The organism is Pseudoalteromonas nigrifaciens (assembly GCF_002221505.1).
Taxonomy (GTDB): domain Bacteria; phylum Pseudomonadota; class Gammaproteobacteria; order Enterobacterales; family Alteromonadaceae; genus Pseudoalteromonas; species Pseudoalteromonas nigrifaciens.
The window spans coordinates 585,932-606,679 of the sequence record NZ_CP011037.1 but is presented as its reverse complement, the minus strand read 5'-3'; the positions used below and the strand labels follow the sequence as shown (position 1 = coordinate 606,679).

Sequence of the window (20,748 nt, the reverse complement as noted above, 5' to 3'; positions counted from 1 at the left end):
CTCTAATTAATTTGTTGTAAAAATTTATTGGCATCTTCTAAGCTTCGCGTGCGGCGCATTGGCGGTAAGCTCTTTAAAAATACTTGCCCGTACTGGCGTGTAACTAAGCGATTATCGCATATTACAAGTACGCCTTTGTCTTTACTGTCGCGTATTAACCGCCCTACACCTTGCTTAAGCGCAATAACTGCTTGTGGTAATTGTATATGTGCAAAGGGGTCTTTTCCTTGCATTTGGCAGTCTTGCATTTTAGCTTGTAGTAAAGGGTCATCTGGTGCGGCAAATGGAAGCTTATCAATAATAACACAGCTTAGCGTACTGCCGCGTACATCAACCCCTTCCCAAAATGAAGCCGTCCCTAATAGCACTGCATTACCATGACGGGTAAACTTTTCTAAAATAATACGTTTCGACATTTGTCCTTGCATATAAACTGGGTAGTCTATTTGCGTAGTAAGCCCTTCGGCTACTAAATGCATCATACGGTAACTTGTAAAAAGCACAAAACAGCGTCCTTTAGCCGACTTAATCAGTTCCAGCGTTAATTTTACAATTGCGTGGGGCATATTGTCTGCGTGCGACTCAGGTAAGTAACGCGGCAAACACAGCAGTGCTTGGTTTGGATAATCGAACGGGCTATCTACCATCATGCTTTGTTTTGGTGTTAGTCCAAGGCTGGCGTTAAAGTGGCTAAGCTGATTATCGACCGACAATGTAGCCGAGGTAAATACAAACCCTGCGCCTGTATCGGCCATCATTTTAGCAAATTTAACTGATACATTTAATGGCGTTATATTAATAGTTAAATAACGGCGGGTGGTTTCATACCAATAACTAAAACCTGTTTGCGTGGTATCGAATACCCGCTCCAACTGGCCTTTAAATGCCAGTGCACGTTCAAACGGGTGCTCTATTTTATCGCTTCTGTCTAAGCAAAGTTTTAATACCTGATAAACAAAGTCTAGGTCGCTAATAACCCGATGCAACGCGGCGCAAATTTGCTTATCGCTGAGTTTAGCGCGCCAATCACCACGGCTGCCATCAACGCCAAACTGCAGGCGTAAATCGGCAACACTGGTTTCGAGTTTATTTAAGCTTTTACCTAGCTGCAGCATGTCAGGGATTTCGGCTCGATAAATGGCGCGTAAATCGTTTATTAAATCCACCAGCTTTTTAGTGCTAACGCTTTCGCCAAAGTAATCACTAGCAATTTCGCTTAATTGGTGTGCTTCGTCAAATATATAAGCATCTGCTGTGGGCATCAGCTCTGCAAAACCACTGTCTTTTACCGCCATATCAGCAAAAAATAAATGATGGTTAATTACCACTATATCGGCATCAGCCGCATTTAAGCGTGCTTTTCTTATATAACAAGCTTGAAAGTCGGGGCATTCTTTGCCTAAACAGTTGTCTGCGGTGGAGTTTACATAAGGTAATACTTTTGCATCGTCTTCTATACCAATACAGTCGGCTAAGTCGCCTGACTGTGTTTCGCTGGCAAACTTAGCCACCATAGCTAATTGGTGCATTACATCAGAATCGTCGGTAGGTACATGAGCCACATGCTGATTAAGTCGATAAGTACATAAGTAGTTTGCTCGGCCTTTTAATAATGCCGTTTTTTTAGAAGCACTTAACGCTTTTACGAGTTGAGGTAAGTCGCGATGATATAACTGCTCTTGCAGGGCTTTAGAGCCCGTAGATATGATGGTTTTACCTTTTGATTTAAGCGCGGGGGCTAAGTAGGCAAAGGTTTTTCCTGTGCCCGTACCGGCTTCAACTACTAGTTGTGAGCTGTTTTTTAACGCATCAGCAACGGCAACGGCCATATCTATTTGTGGCTGTCGTGGTGTATACCCATCTAAAGATAACGCCAAAGGCCCGGTTGCACTAAACAGCTGTTTGATAATACCAATCACTTTACAATAAATAATAGCGCGATTTTACGTAAGCTAACCACCAAGGGCAAGTAATTACAAAGTAGTTTTACTTTTATGACGCTATTTATAAAATAAAATCTCCTAGATTCAAATTGTAAGTGCATAACTTGTTTTGGCTAGATTAAGTGGTCAGTTGCTCATAAACTAACTGCTTTTTCTCCGGCAAGAGATTTTACAATGAGACATTACAAACAACTGACCTATGCGCAAAGATGCCAGATCGCCGTTCTAAAGAAAAGCGGTTTTACGCAACAAAGTATTGCTGAGCTAACTAATTTATCGCAATCTACGATTTCAAGAGAGCTTTCTAGAAATACAGGTAAGCGAGGTTACAGACACAAACAAGCTCATGAGCGGGCTTTGTTTCGCCGAAGAAGTGTAAGAAAACCGCTTAAGATGACACCTGAAATGATAGCTTTAATTACCCAGAAGCTTAATGAGAAGTGGAGTCCTGAACAAATAACGGGATGGTTACGCAAAGAAAGTGAACTGTCTGTCAGCCATGAATGCATTTATCTGTATATCTGGGAAGATAAAAAAGCAGGTGGTGAGTTATACCTACATCTGCGCCGACACGGTAAGAAATATCACAAGCGCAGTCATGGTAAAACAAACCGAGGGCAAATAAAAAATCGCGTTAGCATTGAAGAACGTCCACAAATAGTTGATGAGAAAGGCCGTATCGGAGATTGGGAAATAGATACCGTCATAGGTAAAGGTCATCGAGGCGCCCTTGTTACCATTGTAGAGCGGGTCACCCAATTCACTGTATCAACTCAGGTGGCAGGAAAAACAGCGGAAGCCGTCACTACGGCGACGATAGAACTATTAAGGCCATATAGGTCAGCGCTTCATAGCATCACGGCTGACAATGGAAAAGAGTTCGCTTATCACGAGCAAATCACAGAGGCTTTAAATGTTCCTGTTTATTTTGCTCACCCTTATCATTCATGGGAGCGCGGATTGAATGAAAACACGAATGGATTACTACGTCAGTATTGGCCGAAGAGCACCGATTTTAAGGCGGTAACACCAGCGCAAGTTATACCAGTACTTGAGCAACTTAATAATCGTCCGAGGAAGACACTTGGATTTGAAACGCCTGCAAAATTGATGCAGGATCACTTGGCGGCTAAAGCCGCCTAAACGTTATGCACTTCAGATTTGAATCCGCGTCTTCATTTTAATTATTCATCCTAAATTACCAAGACACGTTATTACTAACTTAGCTTTAAAGTTATGACAACACTATTAACAATGGCTCATTTACTATTAACCAGTTGCGATAGTAAAGTTAAATTAAACGCCTAATTCGCCTATAAATATTGTGACACTATAATATGACAGGAGTACCATAGCAGCCTTGAAACTCGCTTTTTGTGTGTCGCTTATAATTAATTAAGGTTAATCGATGAATGCTTGGTACCTCATTTGCTTTCTTTCTGCACTTGCTATTTTTATTGCATTTGCAAATCAATATATTCTTAAAATGCAAACCACTATTGCCATTACCACAGGCTCGGTTGTCATTTCATTATTGTTGATCATTGCTGTTAAGCTTTTGGGCGATCAAAACGCGTTAGCTATGACCCAAATTGTCTCGAGTATTAACTTTAATGAGTTACTTCTTAAAGGCATGCTAGGCTTTTTGTTGTTTGCCGGCGCACTGGAAATTAACCTGCAAGCTCTTAAAAAACAACGCTGGGAAATAACCGTTTTAGTCTTGTTTTCTACCTTGGTTTCTACTTTTATAGTTGGCTATTTAAGTTTTTACTTATTTGCAGCCTTTGGCTGGCCAGTGCCTTTTATATACTGTTTATTATTTGGTGCATTAATTAGCCCCACCGACCCAATTGCAGTACTGGCTATCATTAAGCAAATGCGTGCACCTGAGGGTATTTCGGTACAAGTTGAGGGCGAATCGCTTTTTAACGATGGGATTGGTTTAGTTATATTTACCACTATTTTTTCAGTAGCCTTTTATGGTACCGATGCAAACTTTAAAGATATAGCCGAGCTGTTTTTTGTTGATGCCCTTGGTGGTATAGCGTTTGGCTTGGCTATCGCACTGGTTGGCCACTTTTTAATTATTAATAGTCGCGACGTAAATATTCGCTTGCTTATTACTCTCACTATCCCAAGCGCAGGATTTGCAGCGGCTAATTTATGGGAAATATCGGGCGCGCTTGCTATGGTAACCAGCGGTATTTTGTTAGGTAATATTACTCGCTCTAAAGCCACTGAACGCACAGGGCCCGATGATACCCGTTATGTAAAAGACTTTTGGCATGCCACGGACAGCTTTTTAAATGCGCTACTGTTTTTAATTATTGGCATGCTCATAGTGACCATGCCCATTACGCTAAGTGAAATTGGCGTAGGCTTGCTGATGATACCTGCTGTGCTTATAGCCCGTTTCATTAGTGTAGGTGCCCCTTTTGTATTGTTTAAACAATTTAGAAGTTACGACAAGCATAGCGTTAAAATATTAACCTGGGGCGGATTAAGAGGTGGCTTAGCATTAGCCATGGCAGCGGCCATACCCCGTGAAGAAGTTTTTATTGGCGGCTCTGATTTACATAACCTAATTGTAATTGTGACCTATGTAGTGGTGATTTTTTCAATTATTATTCAAGGTTTAACTATTTCACCACTTATTCACAGCAGTATTGCATCTGCAGAGCAAACTAAAAAAACGGCTAATTAAGCTATTACTTTGCTGCGGTTAACTGGTTATATACATGATCAAATAGCGCCTACTTTGGGGCGTATTTGATCTGTTTTGTAGCTGCGCTTAATAACGCAGCTTAACAACTTATGCCCATGTATCTAGGTGCGGCGTACCGTCTTCATCTTTTTTAATACCCGAGTTATCGGTGTTTTCGTTGATAAGTGAAAGCTTTTGTTTTTTTTCTAACTCACGTTTTTTACGCTCGTCTAATGCGACTTTGTCAGTACTCGCACCTTGTTTTACGCCCGCAATATAAAAAGCCCCTTTAGGCTCGAGCGCTAAACGCGTAATTGGCCCTAAGTAGGGGATCATAATATCCATACATCCTCCTTCAATACCAAAATCAATTTATGGTTTGAGCTTTTAAAGCTTAAGTTAATATACATTAATCCTAGTTTATATCGGCGGTTATAACATATTCTTTAATTATGTAAAAAAAGGCTTGCCATATTATGCTGCTTTATGTTTTTATAATACGCACAAATCGAGATACATAACAACACACGTTAACTATATAAACGTTTGTTAAATAGGACAATAAAATGCGCTTAAACCTGACATCAGTACATCACCACCATTCATCGGAATAACCTGTCAGGTCTTTCGCTGAGAGGTTATTCCTAAAAGGAACCTCTGGCGAGTCATAAAAAATTGATTCATTTTCGCCCTGAGGTTCCGCCTCGGGGTTTTTAGTTTTTAAATTAAAGGAAAATGAATAATGAACAACAGTAATCGTCTACGTATCGCCATCCAAAAGGGCGGCCGCCTTTCAAAAGATTGCCAAGAGCTACTTAAACAGCTAGGTATCAAACTTAACCTTCGTGAACAACGCTTAATTGCACACTCAACTAATATGCCAATTGATGTATTACGTGTGCGCGATGACGATATTCCGGGCTTAGTAATGGAAGGCGTATGTGATTTAGGTATAGTGGGTGAAAACGTACTAGTAGAAGTGCAAGCTGAGCGTTTACGCCAAGGTATCCCAAGCGAAGTAACTAAACTGTCTAAACTAGACTTTGGCTACTGCCGCCTAGCACTAGCGTGGCCACAAGAGCTTGGTAAGCAAGACAAGAGCTGGTTTGAAGGCAAGCGCATTGCTACAACCTACCCTGAAATTTTAAAACAGTACTTAAAACGCGAAGGCATTAACGCGAGCACGGTTATGCTTACCGGCTCGGTTGAAGTAGCACCACGTGCAGGCCTTGCTGATGCAATTTGTGACTTGGTTTCTACTGGCGCAACGCTTGAAGCGAATGGATTAATGCAAGGCGATACTATTTTAGAATCAAACGCTTGTTTAATTCAAAATAAAGACCTACAAGATACCGATAAATTAGCACTTATTAATAAGCTTATGCCGCGCCTACGTGGTGTTAGACAAGCTAAAGAAAGCAAATACATCATGCTACACGCGCCAAAAAATAAGCTTGAAGAAATTTGCGAAATTTTGCCTGGCTCTGGTCAACCTACCCTACTTGCCCTTGCCGGTAGTGATGATTATGTAGCACTGCACATGGTAAGCAGCGAAACTTTATTTTGGGAAACCATGGAGCAGCTAAAAGCCCTAGGTGCTAACTCAATTTTAGTTATGCCTATTGAAAAAATGATGGAGTAAGTAACATGCTTCGTTGGAATGAGGAATCTTCACAAGCACAAGCAGCGGCGCTAACACGCCCTGCGGTTTCGGCCAGCGCTAAGGTTGAAGCTATATGTAAAACTATTTTAGCTAAAGTAAAAGAGCAAGGCGACGAGGCTTTGCTGGACATGGCTAAAGAGTTTGATAATAGAGCGAATCCACGTTTACGTGTGCCGCTTGATGAAATAAACGCATCTGAGCAGGCGCTCAGTGCAGAGCTTAAGTATGCCATTGATACCGCTTATGCAAATGTAAAATGTTTTCATGAAGCGCAATTACCTAAAGGTATTAAATTATCGACCCAACCGGGCGTTGTGTGTGAACTGAAATATCAAGCCATCGAAGCTGTTGGTATATATGTACCCGGTGGCAGTGCTCCACTGCCATCGTCGGTTATTATGCAAGGTGTATTAGCCCAATTAAGCGGTGCAAAAACCGTTGTACTTGCTACCCCCGTACAAGGCGATAAAGCCATTAACCCCGCTATTTTATACGCAGCAAAATTATGCGGCATTACCACGCTAATAGAAAGTGGTGGCGCAGGCGCAATTGCAGCAATGGCTTATGGCACAGAGTCAGTGCCTAAAGTGAATAAAATTTTTGGCCCAGGTAATAGCTTTGTCACTATGGCTAAGCAACTTGTGGCGCAAACTGTACCTGGCATGGCCATTGATATGCCTGCAGGCCCATCTGAAGTATTAGTTATTGCAGATGAACGTGCAAATCCAGAATTTATAGCCGCCGATTTACTCTCACAAGCAGAGCACGGTGCTGACTCGCAAGTTATTTTATTATGTAACAGCGAAAGTATTATAGAACAAACTCAGCAGGCGCTTACTCGCCAACTTGCTAAATTAAGCCGCAAAGAAACCGCCGAGCAAGCCTTGGCTAACTCGTCACTTATTTTAGTTGACTCAATCGCACAAGCGTTTGACGTATCAGCGCAGTACGGCCCTGAGCACTTAATTTTGCAACTAGCAGACTCCACACCCTACCTAGATAAAGTTAAAAATGCGGGCTCAGTATTTGTGGGCGATTATACGCCTGAATCGGCAGGCGATTATGCATCAGGTACTAATCACGTATTGCCAACCTATGGTTATAGCGCAAGCTATTCTAGCTTGAACTTACTTGATTTTTTTCGCACCTACACAGTCCAAACAATTACTAAAAGTGGTTTAACCCAGCTTTCAAAAGCTATTTTACCCCTTGCAAATGCCGAGGGCCTTGATGCTCACGCAAATGCGGTTTCAATTCGCTTAGAGGCAATTAAAAATGAGCAATGAGAGCACGCAAGCTAATAACTTATTACCAGCAAATATTGCAGCGCTTGCTGCTTACAGCTCAGCTAAAAGTGAAAAGTTAAGCGGCACAACTTGGTTAAATGCCAACGAAAGTCCGTATGCTAAAACCATCCAGCTGAGTGTTGAAGATTTAAACCGCTATCCAGATCCACAACCACAACTGGTTATTGATCGCTACGCGGCGTATGCAGAGCTTGAAAGCGAAAACGTGCTAATGACCCGTGGTGCCGACGAAGGCATAGAGCTTTTAGTGCGAACATACTGCGAAAGCGCAAAAGACAGCATTGCGCTATTTTTGCCAACTTACGGCATGTATAAAGTCACTGCCGATACACACAATGTCGCCATTAACGCACTAACACAAGCGCTATTATTAAATGGCAGTGTTGATGAAATAGTAGATGCGGTTGGCAGCTCAAAATTGGTATTTATTTGTAACCCAAATAACCCCACAGGCAGCTTAACCCCACTTGATAAAGTGACCGCAATTGCAACAGCACTTGCAGATAAAGCATTGGTTATTGTTGATGAAGCCTATATAGAATTTTGCCCAGAGCAAAGCGCTACAAAATTAATAAACCAATTTAGTAATGTAGTGGTGCTACGTACCCTTTCAAAAGCATTTGCACTGGCAGGCCTTAGAACCGGTTTTACGCTTGCACAAGCAGCAACTCTTGCGCCAATTCGTAAAGTAATAGCGCCGTATCCGGTATCTGGCGTAGTAGCAAGTATTGCAGCGCAAGCAATTGCTCCCGATGCAATTACCTCAATGCGCCGCCAAGTGATTATTTTAAACGCTTTAAAAGCTAAACTTGTACAGTGGCTAAGTGAATCGCCTGCTGTATTAAAAATTCTCACTGGTGAAGGTAACTTTGTTACTTTAAAGTTAGCCGATAAAAACTATTTTAAAATCGCACTTGAGCAAGGTTTGGTTATGCGCGCTTTTACCTTATATGGTGAAAGCGACTGGCTACGCATTTCAATTGGTAGCGAACAAGAACTTAAACAAGTAAAAATTTGGCTTGATGGCCTAGCATTGCCAACAGCCTCAGCAATTTCAGCACAACAGGAAGTATCATGAGTAACCCCTATTTATTTATTGACCGCGACGGCACCATAATTGAAGAGCCAATTACCGATAAACAGGTAGACAGCCTTGAAAAGCTGGCGTTTTTACCCGGTGTAATGCCCGCATTATTACAATTACAAGCAGCAGGCTATCGCTTAGTAATGGTATCTAACCAAGATGGTTTAGGCACCGACAGCTTTCCTACACAGGATTTTGATCTAGCCCAAAACAAAATGATGGACATACTACAAAGCCAAGGCATTAACTTTGACGAGGTATTAATTTGCCCACACTTTGACGAGCAAAACTGCGATTGCCGTAAACCTAAAACAGGTTTACTTACCGAGCTAATGCGCTCAGGCAAAGTAGATTTAGCGCGCTCTTTTGTAATTGGCGACCGTGAAACTGATATAGGCCTGGCACAAAATTTATGTTGCGAAGGTATTTTGTACGATGGCGATTGGAGTGCAATAGTTACTAAACTAACCACCGCAAACCGCGAGGGCCGCGTTACACGTAATACCAAAGAAACTCAAATAGATGTAGCAATAAACTTAGATCAAACTAAAAACGGCAGTATAGATACCGGCCTTGGCTTTTTTGATCATATGCTTGATCAAATTCGCACCCACGCCAACATTGGTTTAAACATTAAAGCCAAAGGCGATTTGCACATAGACGAGCACCACCTTGTTGAAGACATAGGTATTGCTCTAGGTGTTGCACTTAAACAAGCCTTAGGCACTAAATCGCAAATTGCTCGATATGGTTTTGCCCTGCCAATGGATGAATGTAAAGCCGAAGCACAAATTGATTTATCGGGGCGTGCTTCGTTTGTACTTAACGCTAATTTTAGCCGCGAAAAAGCAGGCGATTTAGATGTACAAATGGTTGAGCATTTTTTCAAAAGCTTAAGCGATAACGCCGCAATTAGCCTAATTTTATCGGTAAGCGACGGTAACTGCCATCATCAAGTAGAGGGGTTATTTAAAGCATTTTCTCGCGCACTGCGCATGGCAATAGCGCAAGATATTAGCCAGCAAACTGCTAGCTCTAAAGGGTGTTTATGATTGCGATAATAAATACCGGGTGCGCTAATATAAACTCAGTCCGTTTTGCCTTTGAACGTTTAGGACAAACGCCAACTGTAATTACCTCTCCAGAGCAGTTAGCGGGTTTTGAGCGCGCTATATTACCCGGTGTTGGCCATGCTTCGGTTGCCATGAAACGCTTAGTAGATAACGGTTGGCAACACGCTATAAACGAATACCAGCGCCCGCTAATGGGTATTTGCTTAGGTATGCAGTTACTGTGCGAAAGCACCGAAGAAGGTAACGTGCAGTGCTTAGGTAAAATACCTGGCCATGTAACAGCGCTTGATGTAGGCCAACTTACATCACCGCATATGGGCTGGAACAATTTAACCATTAATAAAGAGCATGCCTTAACGAAAGGACTAAAACCCGACGAGCAAGTGTACTTTGTACACAGCTTTGCGCACACGGTAAACAACGCCACATTAGTAAGTGGCGAGTACGGACAACGTTTTTCGGCCATAGTAGCTAAAGATAACTATGCCGGCATGCAGTTTCACCCAGAGCGCAGCGCTAAAATAGGCGCACGTTTATTACAAAATTTTGTTGATTGGCAGCTATAGGCTGCCACTCATCTATTAATAAAGAGACACACTGTGATTATTCCAGCATTAGACGTATTACAAAATCAAATTGTGCGCTTATATCAAGGCAAATACGAGACTGTACAGTTTTACCCATTCGAGTTAGGCGCGCGTTTAAAAGAATACGCCGACAGCGGCGCAGGTAAACTTCACTTAGTTGATTTAGAAGGTGCCCGCGATCCAAGTAAAAAACAGTGGCAACACATTCAAGCGGCTACAAAAGCACTTAATGTGCCGTATCAAGTTGGCGGTGGCATTCGCTGTGAGCAAGATGTAAGTGATTGGCTAAAAGCCGGCGCAAGCCAAGTGGTTATTGGCTCAATGGCGGTTGAAAAACGCGAACAAGTTAAAGCCTGGATCGAGCAATTTGGCGCTGAGCACTTTGTTATTGCCCTTGATGTAAATAAAACAGCCACTGGCTGGGCACCGGCAACCCATGGTTGGCTAACTGAATCTGAGTTTGGTTTACTTGAGCTAGTAGATTTTTATGCTAACTTAGGTGTTATTGACTTTTTATGTACGGACATCAGTAAGGATGGCACCATGACCGGCCCATCGTTCGCGCTGTACGAGGATTTAATTAAGCATAACCCAACTATTAAAGTACAAGCATCTGGTGGCGTAAGTTCTCTTGATGACATTAAAAAGCTCAAAGAGCTGGGGATTGGCGGTATTATTTTAGGTAAATCACTGCTCGATGGCGCATTTAGTGTCGAGCAAGCACTAGCAGTAACACGCTAAGGCACTTTACTAATATATATACAAGCACAGTGCCTATACTGTGCTTTTATTCATTAACTTAATTCTTAATAGCAACACCTCAGGTAAAGCCCTTAACCTAGCCTCATACAGTACTTAAAGTAGCCCTAGTAATATATTAAGCTCTTTCAAGCTCGCAATTTTGCAACATAATATACTTACCTGTATCACTGAGTTACACAATCGCACAAACAAAAACATTAACGCACAGATATATTAACGTATTGAATTTACAATGTTATTCTTAAAATATGCGCTAAAGTATACTCTTTGTATAACAAATATTAAATTAACATTATAATAACAATTATAATTGCAGTATTTGGCTTTATAGCGTTTACTTCTAATAACAGCATAACAATACAGAATTACACTCAATCGATTTGGTATAATTATTCATAAGTCGTTGGGAAAGTTAATAAAAGCAATGGTGATACTCCTTATAAGTAATAAGGTTATCAAGCTTATTAATAGTTACACAGTTTGTTGTAGGTTTACCGGTTTATATAGTTTAAGCGTACCTGATTTTTATAAAAGGCATAAAATATGAATATAAAACACGTAGTAAAAAATCGATATACGCTAAGCATTGCATTAGCAGTACTACTGTCGGGCTGCTCTGAGCCTGAGGTAGATACAAAAATTGAAAAGGCCCCAAAGCCTGTTAAATTAATTACCATTAAAGATACTGCGCAATCAAACATTCTTACTTATCCTGCTACTGTCGATGCGATAAAAAGCGCAAAGTTGGCATTTCAAGTTGGCGGCAAAATAGACAAACTCAATGTTATTGCAGCGCAATCCGTATTAAAAGGTGACGAACTGGCATCGTTAGAAAAGCGTAACTTTATTAACGAAGTAAACTCTACAAAAATACAGTATGAAACAGCTAATAATGACTTTAATCGCGGAATTAAGCTCTCTAAAGATGGCGTAATTTCGGCTAGAGATATAGAGCAGCTAAAATCGAAAAAAGAAGTTGCTCAATCTCGCTATGACTCAGCAAAAAAAGCACTGACAGACAGTACTTTAGTTGCCCCTTATGATGCAATTGTAGCCGCTGTACCAGTAGAGGCGCTTGAGAATGTAAATGCAGGCCAGCATATAGTTACTTTATTTGGTAAAGGCGAAATGGAAGTGGTTGTTAATATTCCATCTTCTATTGTTGCCACCGTTGACTCGCGTACAGACAGCCGTGCCTTTGTACTTTTAGAATCAGCTGCTAATACTCCTATTCCTGCTACATTTCGTCGCGCTAATTTAGAAGCTGATACGTCTAGCCAAACTTATGAAGTTAGGTTTTCATTTGCTGTACCGCAAAAGCTAAATATTTTACCCGGCATGAATGCCAGTTTACGTATCGAATTTGATAATAAGTCGACTACAAATGAAATTACTCTGCCTACATTTGCTATTTTTGAAGAAAATGGCCAGCACTATGTATGGACAGTAAGTGAATCTATGATCGTGAGTAAAACGGTTGTCACCTTAGTAAACGGTATTGGTGAAGAACTAGTTGTTACCAGTGGTATAAAAGCCGGCGATGTAATTGTTGGTGCCGGTGCAAATTATGTAACCGATGGTATGAAAGTACGCGCTTGGACTAAGTCATAGGAGCTTGAGTAATGGATTTAGCAAAGTGGACTATTAATAACAAACTCATTAGTACCATAATTATTATACTGACGTTAGGCTTTGGCTTCTCTTCATATAAAAACATGGCACGATTTGAAGACCCTGAGTTTATAATTCGTACCGCACAAGTGTTTGTTCCTTACTCTGGTGCGAGCCCTTTAGAGGTAGCCCGAGAAGTAACTGAGCCTTTAGAGCGTGCTATTCAAGAATTGCAGGAAATTGATACCATATCGTCTACCTCTTCATCGGGTATGTCTGAGATAAAAGTTGAGATTAAATCGGAGTTTTCGCCGACAAAGTCTGAGCTACAGATTATATGGACCAAACTAAGAAATAAAATTAATGATGCTCGCCCTTCCCTTCCACCAGGTACAGGTACGCCACAAATATTTGACGATTTTGGTGATGTATATGGTTTAAGCTATTTAATTACAGCCGAGGGTTACTCTCCTGATGAGCTGCATGCCTACGCTAAAAACCTACAAAGTGATATTTTACAGGTTAAAGGCGTTGCTAAAGTAGCTATGACCGGTGTTCAGCAAGAAGGTATTTTTGTTGAAATAGCCCGTGAAGATTTGGCCACTTTAGGTAGCTCAATCAGTAATATTTATTCAATTTTAGATAAGCAAAATACAGTAATAAGTGCCGGTAATACGCAAATTGGTGATCAACGTATTTTTATAGATCCCACCGGCTCTATTAATTCTATTGAAACAATACAAAACCTATTAGTCAGCGCCACCAATGACGGTAAAGCTATATATTTAAAAGATATTGCTAATGTATATCGTGGTTTTCAAAGCCCAGCAACTAAACTTGTACGTTACAACGGGCAACCGGCAATTTCTTTAGGGGTTGCCAGTGTGCTTGGTACTAACGTTGTTAAAGTGTTTGAGCGCGTAGATGAGCGCGTTAAACAAGCTGAAAACGTGAGACCCATTGGTATAACAGTGCATGAATATTATCATCAAGGTAAGGTTGTTCAGGCATCGGTAGATAACTTTGTAGTAAATGTAATTGTGGCATTAATTATTGTTGTTGTTACTTTACTTGTGTTTATGGGGCTGCGCTCTGGACTTGTTATTGGCGCAGTATTACTACTGACTATTTTTGCCACACTAGCAACCATGGATTTTAGCGGCATACCCATGCACCGAATTTCACTTGGGGCATTAATTATTGCTTTAGGGATGATGGTTGATAATGCCATTGTTGTCACCGAGGGAATACTGGTTGGTACTAAACAAGGGCGCAAAAAGCTAGAAATAGCATCTGAAGTTGTAAAGCAAACAAGGTGGCCCTTATTAGGCGGCACTTTGGTAGGTATTGTGGCCTTTGCACCTATAGGTTTAGCACCGGGTGATACTGCCGAATTTACTGGGCATTTATTTTGGGTTATTTTAATTTCTTTACTTTACAGTTGGTTATTTGCAATTACCCTAACGCCACTATTTTGTTTTTGCTTGTTTAAAGAACAAGATAAAGACACCTCTACAACAGCTAAGCCTAATATGATTATGGCGGCTTATCAATCCATTGTTGTTAGCTCGCTTAATCATCGCTGGTTAACAGTTGCTGTAGTGATATTTACTTTTAGTGCATCAATGTGGGGATTTCAGTTTGTAAAATCTGGGTTTTTCCCAGCCTCTACAACACCACAAATGGTAGTAGATTTTTGGTTACCGCAAGGAACTGATATCGAAAAAACCAAAAAAGATATGATCAAGCTTGAATCCTTTATTCAACAACAAGAGAGTATTGAGGGCGTACAAACCTTAATTGGTGGTGGCGGTTTACGATTTATGCTTATTTATGGAGCAGAATCACCAAACAGTTCTTACGGCCAAATATTAGCTAAAGTAGATGACTATAAAGTGCTTGATACTATGATCCCTAAAGTACAAGCGTATATAGATGACACCTTCCCAGAAGCGCAAGGCAAAGTATGGCGCTTTGTAATGGGACCCGGAGGTGGTTCTAAAATTGAGGCAACATTTAAAGGACCAGAACCCGCTGTAATTCGTGAATTAGCCGATAAAGCGAAAGCAATCATGATTGATGACGGCGGTGCACTCTCAATTAAAGATACTTGGCGCCAGCAAGTTAGGGTTATTGAACCGCAATACTCGCCAATTAATGCCCAGCGTGCAGGTGTAACACGCAAAGCAATTGCTGAAGCGTTACAACAAAACTTTTCTGGTAAAACGGTTGGCCAATATAGAGAAGGTGAAGAGTTAATTCCTATTATTGTTAGAGCTCCCCTAAAAGAGCGCTCGAATGTTAATGATATAGGCAACATTCAAATTCCTAGCCAAATCACAGGTAAAACAATCCCATTAGAGCAAGTTACTAATGGATTTAAAACCGTATGGCGTGATGGTATTTTAAAGCGCGAAGATAGAATGTGGACAATTAAGGCTCAAGCCGATCCACTTCCTGGGCAGCTTGCATCTGAATTATTTAATCGAGTAAGGCCACAAATAGAAGCGATTGACTTACCTGCCGGTTACACATTGGAATGGGATGGTGAGTATGGGCAATCAAAAGAGTCAAATGAAATGCTTGCATCAACACTACCACTTGGCCTTTTAGCTATGGTGCTAATTGTAGTGGTGTTATTCAATGCTTTAAAACAACCTATTATTATTTGGCTTGTGGTACCGCTGGCTCTTATAGGCGTGGTATTTGGCTTAGTAACAACACAAACTCCACTTGAGTTTATGGGGATATTAGGATTGCTCTCTTTATCTGGTCTACTCATTAAAAATGCCATTGTATTGGTTGATCAAATGGATATGGAAATTAAGCAAGGTAAACCACGTTATGATGCCATTGTCGATTCGGCTAATAGCCGAGTAAGACCAGTAATGATGGGAACACTAACAACAGTACTTGGGGTAATACCGCTTTATTTTGATGCATTTTTCCAATCAATGGCGGTTGTATTAGTATTTGGCCTACTCTTTGCTACATTACTAACCTTAATTGTTATACCTGTGCTTTACGCTATTTTTATGGGCGTTAAAAAAGATGAACGCACACCAGTTAATGCCTAAGGTAATAAACTAAATATTGCAAAGTAAATAAAATATACGGCCAGCTAATGTAAAATATTATCTGGCCGCATGCTTTTTTATACCCAACCCACAACATAAAATATCGCTCTATGCTGTTGATAAATAACTAGCTTCATAACTTTAATAAAGTGCCCATCGGCGTACTTGTTAACACTGTTGGCGGCGATGGTACAGGTAAATAAAACCCTTGCGACATTAAAGTAGCCAATTTAAACGCGTATTTGATATGAATGTGTTTACCATGTGCCGACTTTGTCAATTAGTGGCTCCCCACGTGAAAAATAGCGATTATGGCAGCATAATTAATATCTCTTCTATGGCGAGCGTTAACAACAGCCCCGCTATTAGCGCCATGGCCCACGCGCTGTAAGTACTGATGCACTTAAAAAGTGCTTACCTCTGAAGTATTAAAATAATGTTACTTCATACTTTTATTATCAATACGTTAAAGCTAACACCATAGTTAATCCAACAAACTCATTTTATATCGCAACTTACTTAACATAACCAACTTGCTTAACCCTATTTCCCCGTTAAAAACCCTCATACTAACGGTACTAAAATAACCCAAAGTAATATTTTTCAGTTAAGCATTTAATGGTCAACACTATATTTGTATACTATACTTAAGTTATTCATAAATAGGCCCTTAGAGCTTATAATTAAGGTGAGGGACCGCATTGACTAATCATTTAACGCTACATTTTGTAACGCCAGAAATGCTCAAAGCAGCGGTGATCACAGCCAAATATGACCCCATACTTGTTTTAGCATCTGTATTTACAGCGGTATTTGCATCTTATATTTCATTTTTACTTTCTGCTCGTATTAAAGGCGCGCAACTTAAAAACGAAAAGCTTTTTTGGACCCTACTGTCATCATGCTTTTTAGGCGCAGGTATTTGGGCAATGCATTTTGTTGGCATGTTAGCCTACCAACTCCCTATTCCTGTAAGATACAATATACCTATAACACTAGTTTCAATTTTACCCAGTATATTTGCTAGTTGTTTTGTTATATCCCCTAATTTAGAGCGTTTTAAACACTTATGGTTTAGAAGTATACTTATGGGCTTAGGTATTTGCAGTATGCATTACGTAGGTATGATAGCCATGATAATGCCAGCGCATATGGCTTATGAGCCCATTCTGTTTACGTTCTCTGTATTTGTTGCCGTAGCACTTTCGGGTTTAGCTTTAAAAATAAATGAATTACGCCAAACAACGCAAAATAAACAAAAGCGGGTTAACTTCTTAGCAGCGCTGGTAATGGGCAGTGCTATTTCGGGTATGCATTATATTGGTATGCTCTCTATGTATGTATTTGAATCTAGCCATACAACCTACCTTGCAAATGACAACAGCGCACAACTTGCCCAAGTGATTATATTTGTAGTGCTAGTATTGAGCTTATTTTTAGTAGGCAGTATGGAATTACGCGCCAGAAGCTTGTTATCGGCAAAATTAAAAGCAGTACTAAATACAGTACAAGACGTAGTGATATGTTTTGATCGCCAAGGCATTATCGAATTTGCTAACCCTCCAACCGCTAAAGTATTTGGTTTTGATCAACAAGCGTTAATTGGCAAAAACATTGCTATATTGCTGCCAAAAAAGCATGCAAAGCTTTATCATTCATTTAATGAAGATCAATCCAACTTTGGCAAAAGTCAATTATTACAGGGGTGCAAAAATTGTGGGCAAGAGTTTCCTATAACAATCGCAATCAACCCTATAAGTGAGCTAACTAACGCCCCTTTAGTCGCTACTATTAAAGATTTAACCGATATTCAAAACCAAGAAGCCTTTACACAAACTATATTTGATGCCCTACCTAACGTTTTATTTATTAAAGAAACTAAGAGCCTAAATTATAGTCATGTAAATAAAGCCGCTGAAAAATTACTTGGTAAATCACAAGAACAGCTTATTGGACTAAATGACTTTGATATATTCCCAGCAGAGCAAGCAAAGTTTTTTGTAAAAGCTGATCGCAAAGTATTGAACTCCAACAATTCGCTAACAATTAACGAAGAACCCGTAACCATAAATGGAACAACTCGTTATTTACGTACTCACAAGGTGATTATAAAAGATAGTATAGGTAAGGCTAAGTTTTTACTTGGTATTGCTGAAGATATTACTGAGCTCAGAGAAGCTAGAATTGAGCTAGATAATTTGCATCATCGAATGGCATTAGCCGCAGATGCGGCTAATATTGGCATATGGGAATGGAACTTTAAAACCGATGTGCTTATTTGGGATGACTGGATGCACACACTTTATGGCATTAAAAAGAGTACTTTTTCTAGTAACTATGCTCAGTGGTCACAAACAATTCATCCTGATGATTATGATAGTGTTACAAATAGCCTGACCAAGGCAATAGCAAACAATGAAAAGTTTCATGCTGAATTTAAAATTATACTGCCCTGTGGAACAATACGTTATATAAACGCCGATGGCCGAGTATATGGTGATAGCATAGTCGGTATTAATTCTGATATTTCAAAGCGTATTATCGCTGAAAACGAAGTACTCAAACTAGCTCAAACCGATTATTTAACCGGGCTTGCAAACCGCAACACCCTAACAAAGTTTGCTGAATGTGAGTTTAGAAAAGCTAAACAAGAGAACAGTAAAGTAGCTTGTTTATATTTTGACTTAGATAAACTTAAGCCAATAAACGATACTCACGGCCATATAGTTGGCGATTTTGTATTAACCGTAATAGCCGATCGTTTAAAGGATATTACCCGTAAAACAGACTGTATCGCGCGTATTGGCGGGGATGAGTTCGTTGTTATAAGCACCGATATTGAAAACGTCAACCAAATAGAAAAACAAATAACCAGATACTTAAACGCTATTGAGTTACCTATTGTGTTGCAAGATAACGAACTCTTAATTACAGTGAGCATTGGCTATGCGTTATATCCCGACGAAGCAGCAAACTTAGATGAGTTGCTTAACAAAGCGGATAAAAGAATGTATGAACATAAAAGTAAAAAGCATGACCATGCTAATAACAGCCAACCACAAGTCAATTTAAGTTGAGCATTTAATTTTAACAATACATAACTTAAATGAACTGAACTGAAAAACTCAAATATTCCTACAGCTTCACTATGTATATCCTAAAAAGCGCTAAGTTAGCGGCTGCTTAGAGCCGTTCATTATAGGTTAACGCATTAATACAGCACGTAATTAGCATCCGTAAACACGCACTTTTTGTTATTTATACAATCCTCTGAATAGCTTTAAAAGTAATTAACTATAAGATATTTCGCCTATAAATAACGCTTAGATATATATATACTGTAGGTAATTATTAAGATCACTTTTGCCGACAATAATGTTTTTAGTGTTGTTATTAATGCAAAATATTAACGAAAAGAATAGTAGCTATGATTTTTAAAAATAAACACACTACCTGCGAGACTTTCCCATGTTATCAAAACGTATAATTCCATGTCTCGACGTTAAAGACGGCCAAGTAGTCAAAGGCGTAAAGTTTAAAGGCCATGAAGTAGTTGGTGATATTTTAACTATGGCAAAAGCTTACAGCGAAGCCGGTGCAGACGAACTGGTTTTTTACGAAATTAGTGCCAGTGTTGAAAAACGCTTACTCGATGTAAATTGGGTAGAGAGTATTGCCCGCCATATTGATATTCCTTTTTGCGTGGCAGGTGGTATTAAGTCGGTTGCCGATGCAGCTCGCGTACTTGAACGCGGCGCAGACAAAATCAGCATTAACAGCCCTGCTATTGCCCGCCCTGAGCTAATAAAAGAGCTGCACGATGAATTTGGTAAGCAATGCGTAGTGGTCGGTATAGATAGCTTTTACGATGAAGTGACCGGTGAATACTTAGTGTACCAACTTACTGGCGATCCTAATGCGTCAAGCCGTACCCGCTATAAAACGCAAGAATGGGTTAAACGTGTACAAGATCTTGGTGCTGGCGAAATAGTATTAAACTGTATGAACCAAGACGGCGTACGTAACGGTTATGATATTGAGCAATTAAGTAAAATACGCGAACTGTGTAATATTCCTCTTATCGCCTCAGGCGGTGCTGGATCTATGCAAGATTTTGTAGATGTGTTTAAACAAAGTGAAGTTGATGGCGCACTTGCAGCCAGTGTTTTTCATAAAAATGTGATTAACATTGGTGAACTAAAACAATTTTTAACTAATAACCAAGTGGCCGCAAGATTATGATATTAACACTCGACAACCAAACTCAAGTTGATTTCACTAAAAGTGAAATGATCCCTGCTATTATTCAAGATGCACGCTCTGGTATTATTTTAATGCAAGGCTTCATGAACAGCGAAGCACTTAACGTGACATTAAAAACTGAAAAAGTAACCTTTTACTCGCGCTCAAAAGAGCGTTTATGGACCAAAGGCGAGTCATCTCAAAACTATTTAAATGTTGTGTCAGTGCATACCGATTGTGATAACGATTCTATTTTAGTACTTGCCAACCCAGAAGGCCCAACGTGCCACTTAGGCACACAAAGCTGTTTTGGCGATGATGCAAAACCAAGCCTAAGCTTTTTAGCGCAACTTGAAGATGTTATTGTAGCGCGTAAAAACGACGACCCAGCTAAAAGTTATACAGCGTCTTTGTTCGCAGAAGATTTAAGCCGTAGTTGTCAAAAAGTAGGCGAGGAAGGCGTAGAAGTTGCCCTTGCAGCAATGAAACACGATAACGATGAGCTAACAAACGAGTCGGCTGATTTAATTTATCACCTTACAGTGTTATTACAACGCCAAGGCTTAGCCCTTGAAGACGTAGTAAAATGCTTAATAGGTCGCCATAAGTAAGTTGTAGCTTTAATACCAACAACTTCCTATAAAAAGCACACTTAAATTATTTAGTGTGCTTTAGCACATAGCGCACTAAATTCA

At 40.1% G+C, this 20,748-nt stretch carries 15 protein-coding genes and 1 pseudogene; 14 read left to right on the top strand and 2 right to left on the bottom strand.

Annotated features, from left to right (window positions below):
* Positions 1-2 precede the first annotated feature (2 nt).
* Complete coding sequence (gene yoaA / locus PNIG_RS19245; protein ID WP_058375083.1) at positions 3-1,919, bottom strand: DNA repair helicase YoaA; 1,917 nt, start codon at positions 1,917-1,919, stop codon at positions 3-5.
* 198 nt (positions 1,920-2,117) lie between these two features.
* Between yoaA and PNIG_RS19240 the strand changes: the two genes are divergently transcribed.
* The gene (locus PNIG_RS19240; protein ID WP_089368521.1) at positions 2,118-3,086 is read left to right on the top strand and encodes an IS30 family transposase; all 969 of its coding nucleotides are present in this window, start codon (positions 2,118-2,120) and stop codon (positions 3,084-3,086) included.
* Between the two features lie 265 nt (positions 3,087-3,351).
* Positions 3,352-4,647, top strand: coding sequence for a cation:proton antiporter (locus tag PNIG_RS19235; RefSeq protein WP_086993462.1), 1,296 nt, complete (start codon positions 3,352-3,354; stop codon positions 4,645-4,647).
* Between the two features lie 108 nt (positions 4,648-4,755).
* Here the strand turns inward: PNIG_RS19235 and PNIG_RS19230 are convergent, their stop codons facing one another.
* Positions 4,756-4,992: a hypothetical protein gene (locus PNIG_RS19230; protein WP_011330119.1), complete on the bottom strand. Its 237-nt coding sequence runs from the start codon at positions 4,990-4,992 to the stop codon at positions 4,756-4,758.
* A 397-nt stretch (positions 4,993-5,389) separates the two neighbouring features.
* Between PNIG_RS19230 and hisG the strand changes: the two genes are divergently transcribed.
* From hisG to hisIE, 12 genes and pseudogenes are all read left to right on the top strand, one after another.
* A complete protein-coding gene (gene hisG, locus PNIG_RS19225; protein WP_011330118.1) occupies positions 5,390-6,289 on the top strand; it encodes an ATP phosphoribosyltransferase in 900 nt (299 codons plus the stop codon).
* Between the two features lie 5 nt (positions 6,290-6,294).
* On the top strand, positions 6,295-7,596 hold the full coding sequence (hisD, locus tag PNIG_RS19220; protein WP_089369287.1) for a histidinol dehydrogenase: 1,302 nt from the start codon (positions 6,295-6,297) through the stop codon (positions 7,594-7,596).
* Entirely contained in the window at positions 7,586-8,695 is a 1,110-nt protein-coding gene (gene hisC, locus PNIG_RS19215) for a histidinol-phosphate transaminase (protein ID WP_089369286.1), read from the top strand. Before hisD ends, hisC begins: the two co-directional genes overlap by 11 nt.
* Entirely contained in the window at positions 8,692-9,753 is a 1,062-nt protein-coding gene (gene hisB, locus PNIG_RS19210; RefSeq protein ID WP_011330115.1) for a bifunctional histidinol-phosphatase/imidazoleglycerol-phosphate dehydratase HisB, read from the top strand. The genes hisC and hisB overlap by 4 nt, the downstream gene beginning before the upstream one ends.
* The gene (hisH, locus tag PNIG_RS19205; protein WP_089369285.1) at positions 9,750-10,340 is read left to right on the top strand and encodes an imidazole glycerol phosphate synthase subunit HisH; all 591 of its coding nucleotides are present in this window, start codon (positions 9,750-9,752) and stop codon (positions 10,338-10,340) included. The genes hisB and hisH overlap by 4 nt, the downstream gene beginning before the upstream one ends.
* Positions 10,341-10,373: 33 nt before the next feature.
* On the top strand, positions 10,374-11,102 hold the full coding sequence (locus PNIG_RS19200; RefSeq protein ID WP_089369284.1) for a 1-(5-phosphoribosyl)-5-[(5-phosphoribosylamino)methylideneamino] imidazole-4-carboxamide isomerase: 729 nt from the start codon (positions 10,374-10,376) through the stop codon (positions 11,100-11,102).
* Between the two features lie 564 nt (positions 11,103-11,666).
* On the top strand, positions 11,667-12,734 hold the full coding sequence (locus tag PNIG_RS19195; protein ID WP_089369283.1) for an efflux RND transporter periplasmic adaptor subunit: 1,068 nt from the start codon (positions 11,667-11,669) through the stop codon (positions 12,732-12,734).
* 11 nt (positions 12,735-12,745) lie between these two features.
* Positions 12,746-15,811: an efflux RND transporter permease subunit gene (locus PNIG_RS19190; protein ID WP_011330110.1), complete on the top strand. Its 3,066-nt coding sequence runs from the start codon at positions 12,746-12,748 to the stop codon at positions 15,809-15,811.
* A gap of 235 nt (positions 15,812-16,046) precedes the next feature.
* A pseudogene (locus tag PNIG_RS20440) lies at positions 16,047-16,202 on the top strand (SDR family NAD(P)-dependent oxidoreductase); the annotation flags it as partial.
* Between the two features lie 310 nt (positions 16,203-16,512).
* Positions 16,513-18,888: a diguanylate cyclase domain-containing protein gene (locus PNIG_RS19180; protein ID WP_089369282.1), complete on the top strand. Its 2,376-nt coding sequence runs from the start codon at positions 16,513-16,515 to the stop codon at positions 18,886-18,888.
* 391 nt (positions 18,889-19,279) lie between these two features.
* The gene (hisF, locus tag PNIG_RS19175) at positions 19,280-20,053 is read left to right on the top strand and encodes an imidazole glycerol phosphate synthase subunit HisF (protein WP_011330107.1); all 774 of its coding nucleotides are present in this window, start codon (positions 19,280-19,282) and stop codon (positions 20,051-20,053) included.
* Positions 20,050-20,664, top strand: a complete 615-nt coding sequence (gene hisIE / locus PNIG_RS19170; RefSeq protein ID WP_086997536.1) for a bifunctional phosphoribosyl-AMP cyclohydrolase/phosphoribosyl-ATP diphosphatase HisIE — start codon at positions 20,050-20,052, stop codon at positions 20,662-20,664. Before hisF ends, hisIE begins: the two co-directional genes overlap by 4 nt.
* Positions 20,665-20,748 lie beyond the last annotated feature (84 nt).

Coding starts and splice junctions, on each gene's coding strand:
- PNIG_RS19240 (WP_089368521.1), top strand. CDS start 2,118: ATGAGACATTACAAACAACTGACCTATGCGCAAAGATGCCAGATCGCC.
- PNIG_RS19235 (WP_086993462.1), top strand. CDS start 3,352: ATGAATGCTTGGTACCTCATTTGCTTTCTTTCTGCACTTGCTATTTTT.
- PNIG_RS19230 (WP_011330119.1), bottom strand. CDS start 4,992: ATGGATATTATGATCCCCTACTTAGGGCCAATTACGCGTTTAGCGCTC.
- hisG (WP_011330118.1), top strand. CDS start 5,390: ATGAACAACAGTAATCGTCTACGTATCGCCATCCAAAAGGGCGGCCGC.
- hisD (WP_089369287.1), top strand. CDS start 6,295: ATGCTTCGTTGGAATGAGGAATCTTCACAAGCACAAGCAGCGGCGCTA.
- hisC (WP_089369286.1), top strand. CDS start 7,586: ATGAGCAATGAGAGCACGCAAGCTAATAACTTATTACCAGCAAATATT.
- hisB (WP_011330115.1), top strand. CDS start 8,692: ATGAGTAACCCCTATTTATTTATTGACCGCGACGGCACCATAATTGAA.
- hisH (WP_089369285.1), top strand. CDS start 9,750: ATGATTGCGATAATAAATACCGGGTGCGCTAATATAAACTCAGTCCGT.
- PNIG_RS19195 (WP_089369283.1), top strand. CDS start 11,667: ATGAATATAAAACACGTAGTAAAAAATCGATATACGCTAAGCATTGCA.
- PNIG_RS19190 (WP_011330110.1), top strand. CDS start 12,746: ATGGATTTAGCAAAGTGGACTATTAATAACAAACTCATTAGTACCATA.
- hisF (WP_011330107.1), top strand. CDS start 19,280: ATGTTATCAAAACGTATAATTCCATGTCTCGACGTTAAAGACGGCCAA.
- hisIE (WP_086997536.1), top strand. CDS start 20,050: ATGATATTAACACTCGACAACCAAACTCAAGTTGATTTCACTAAAAGT.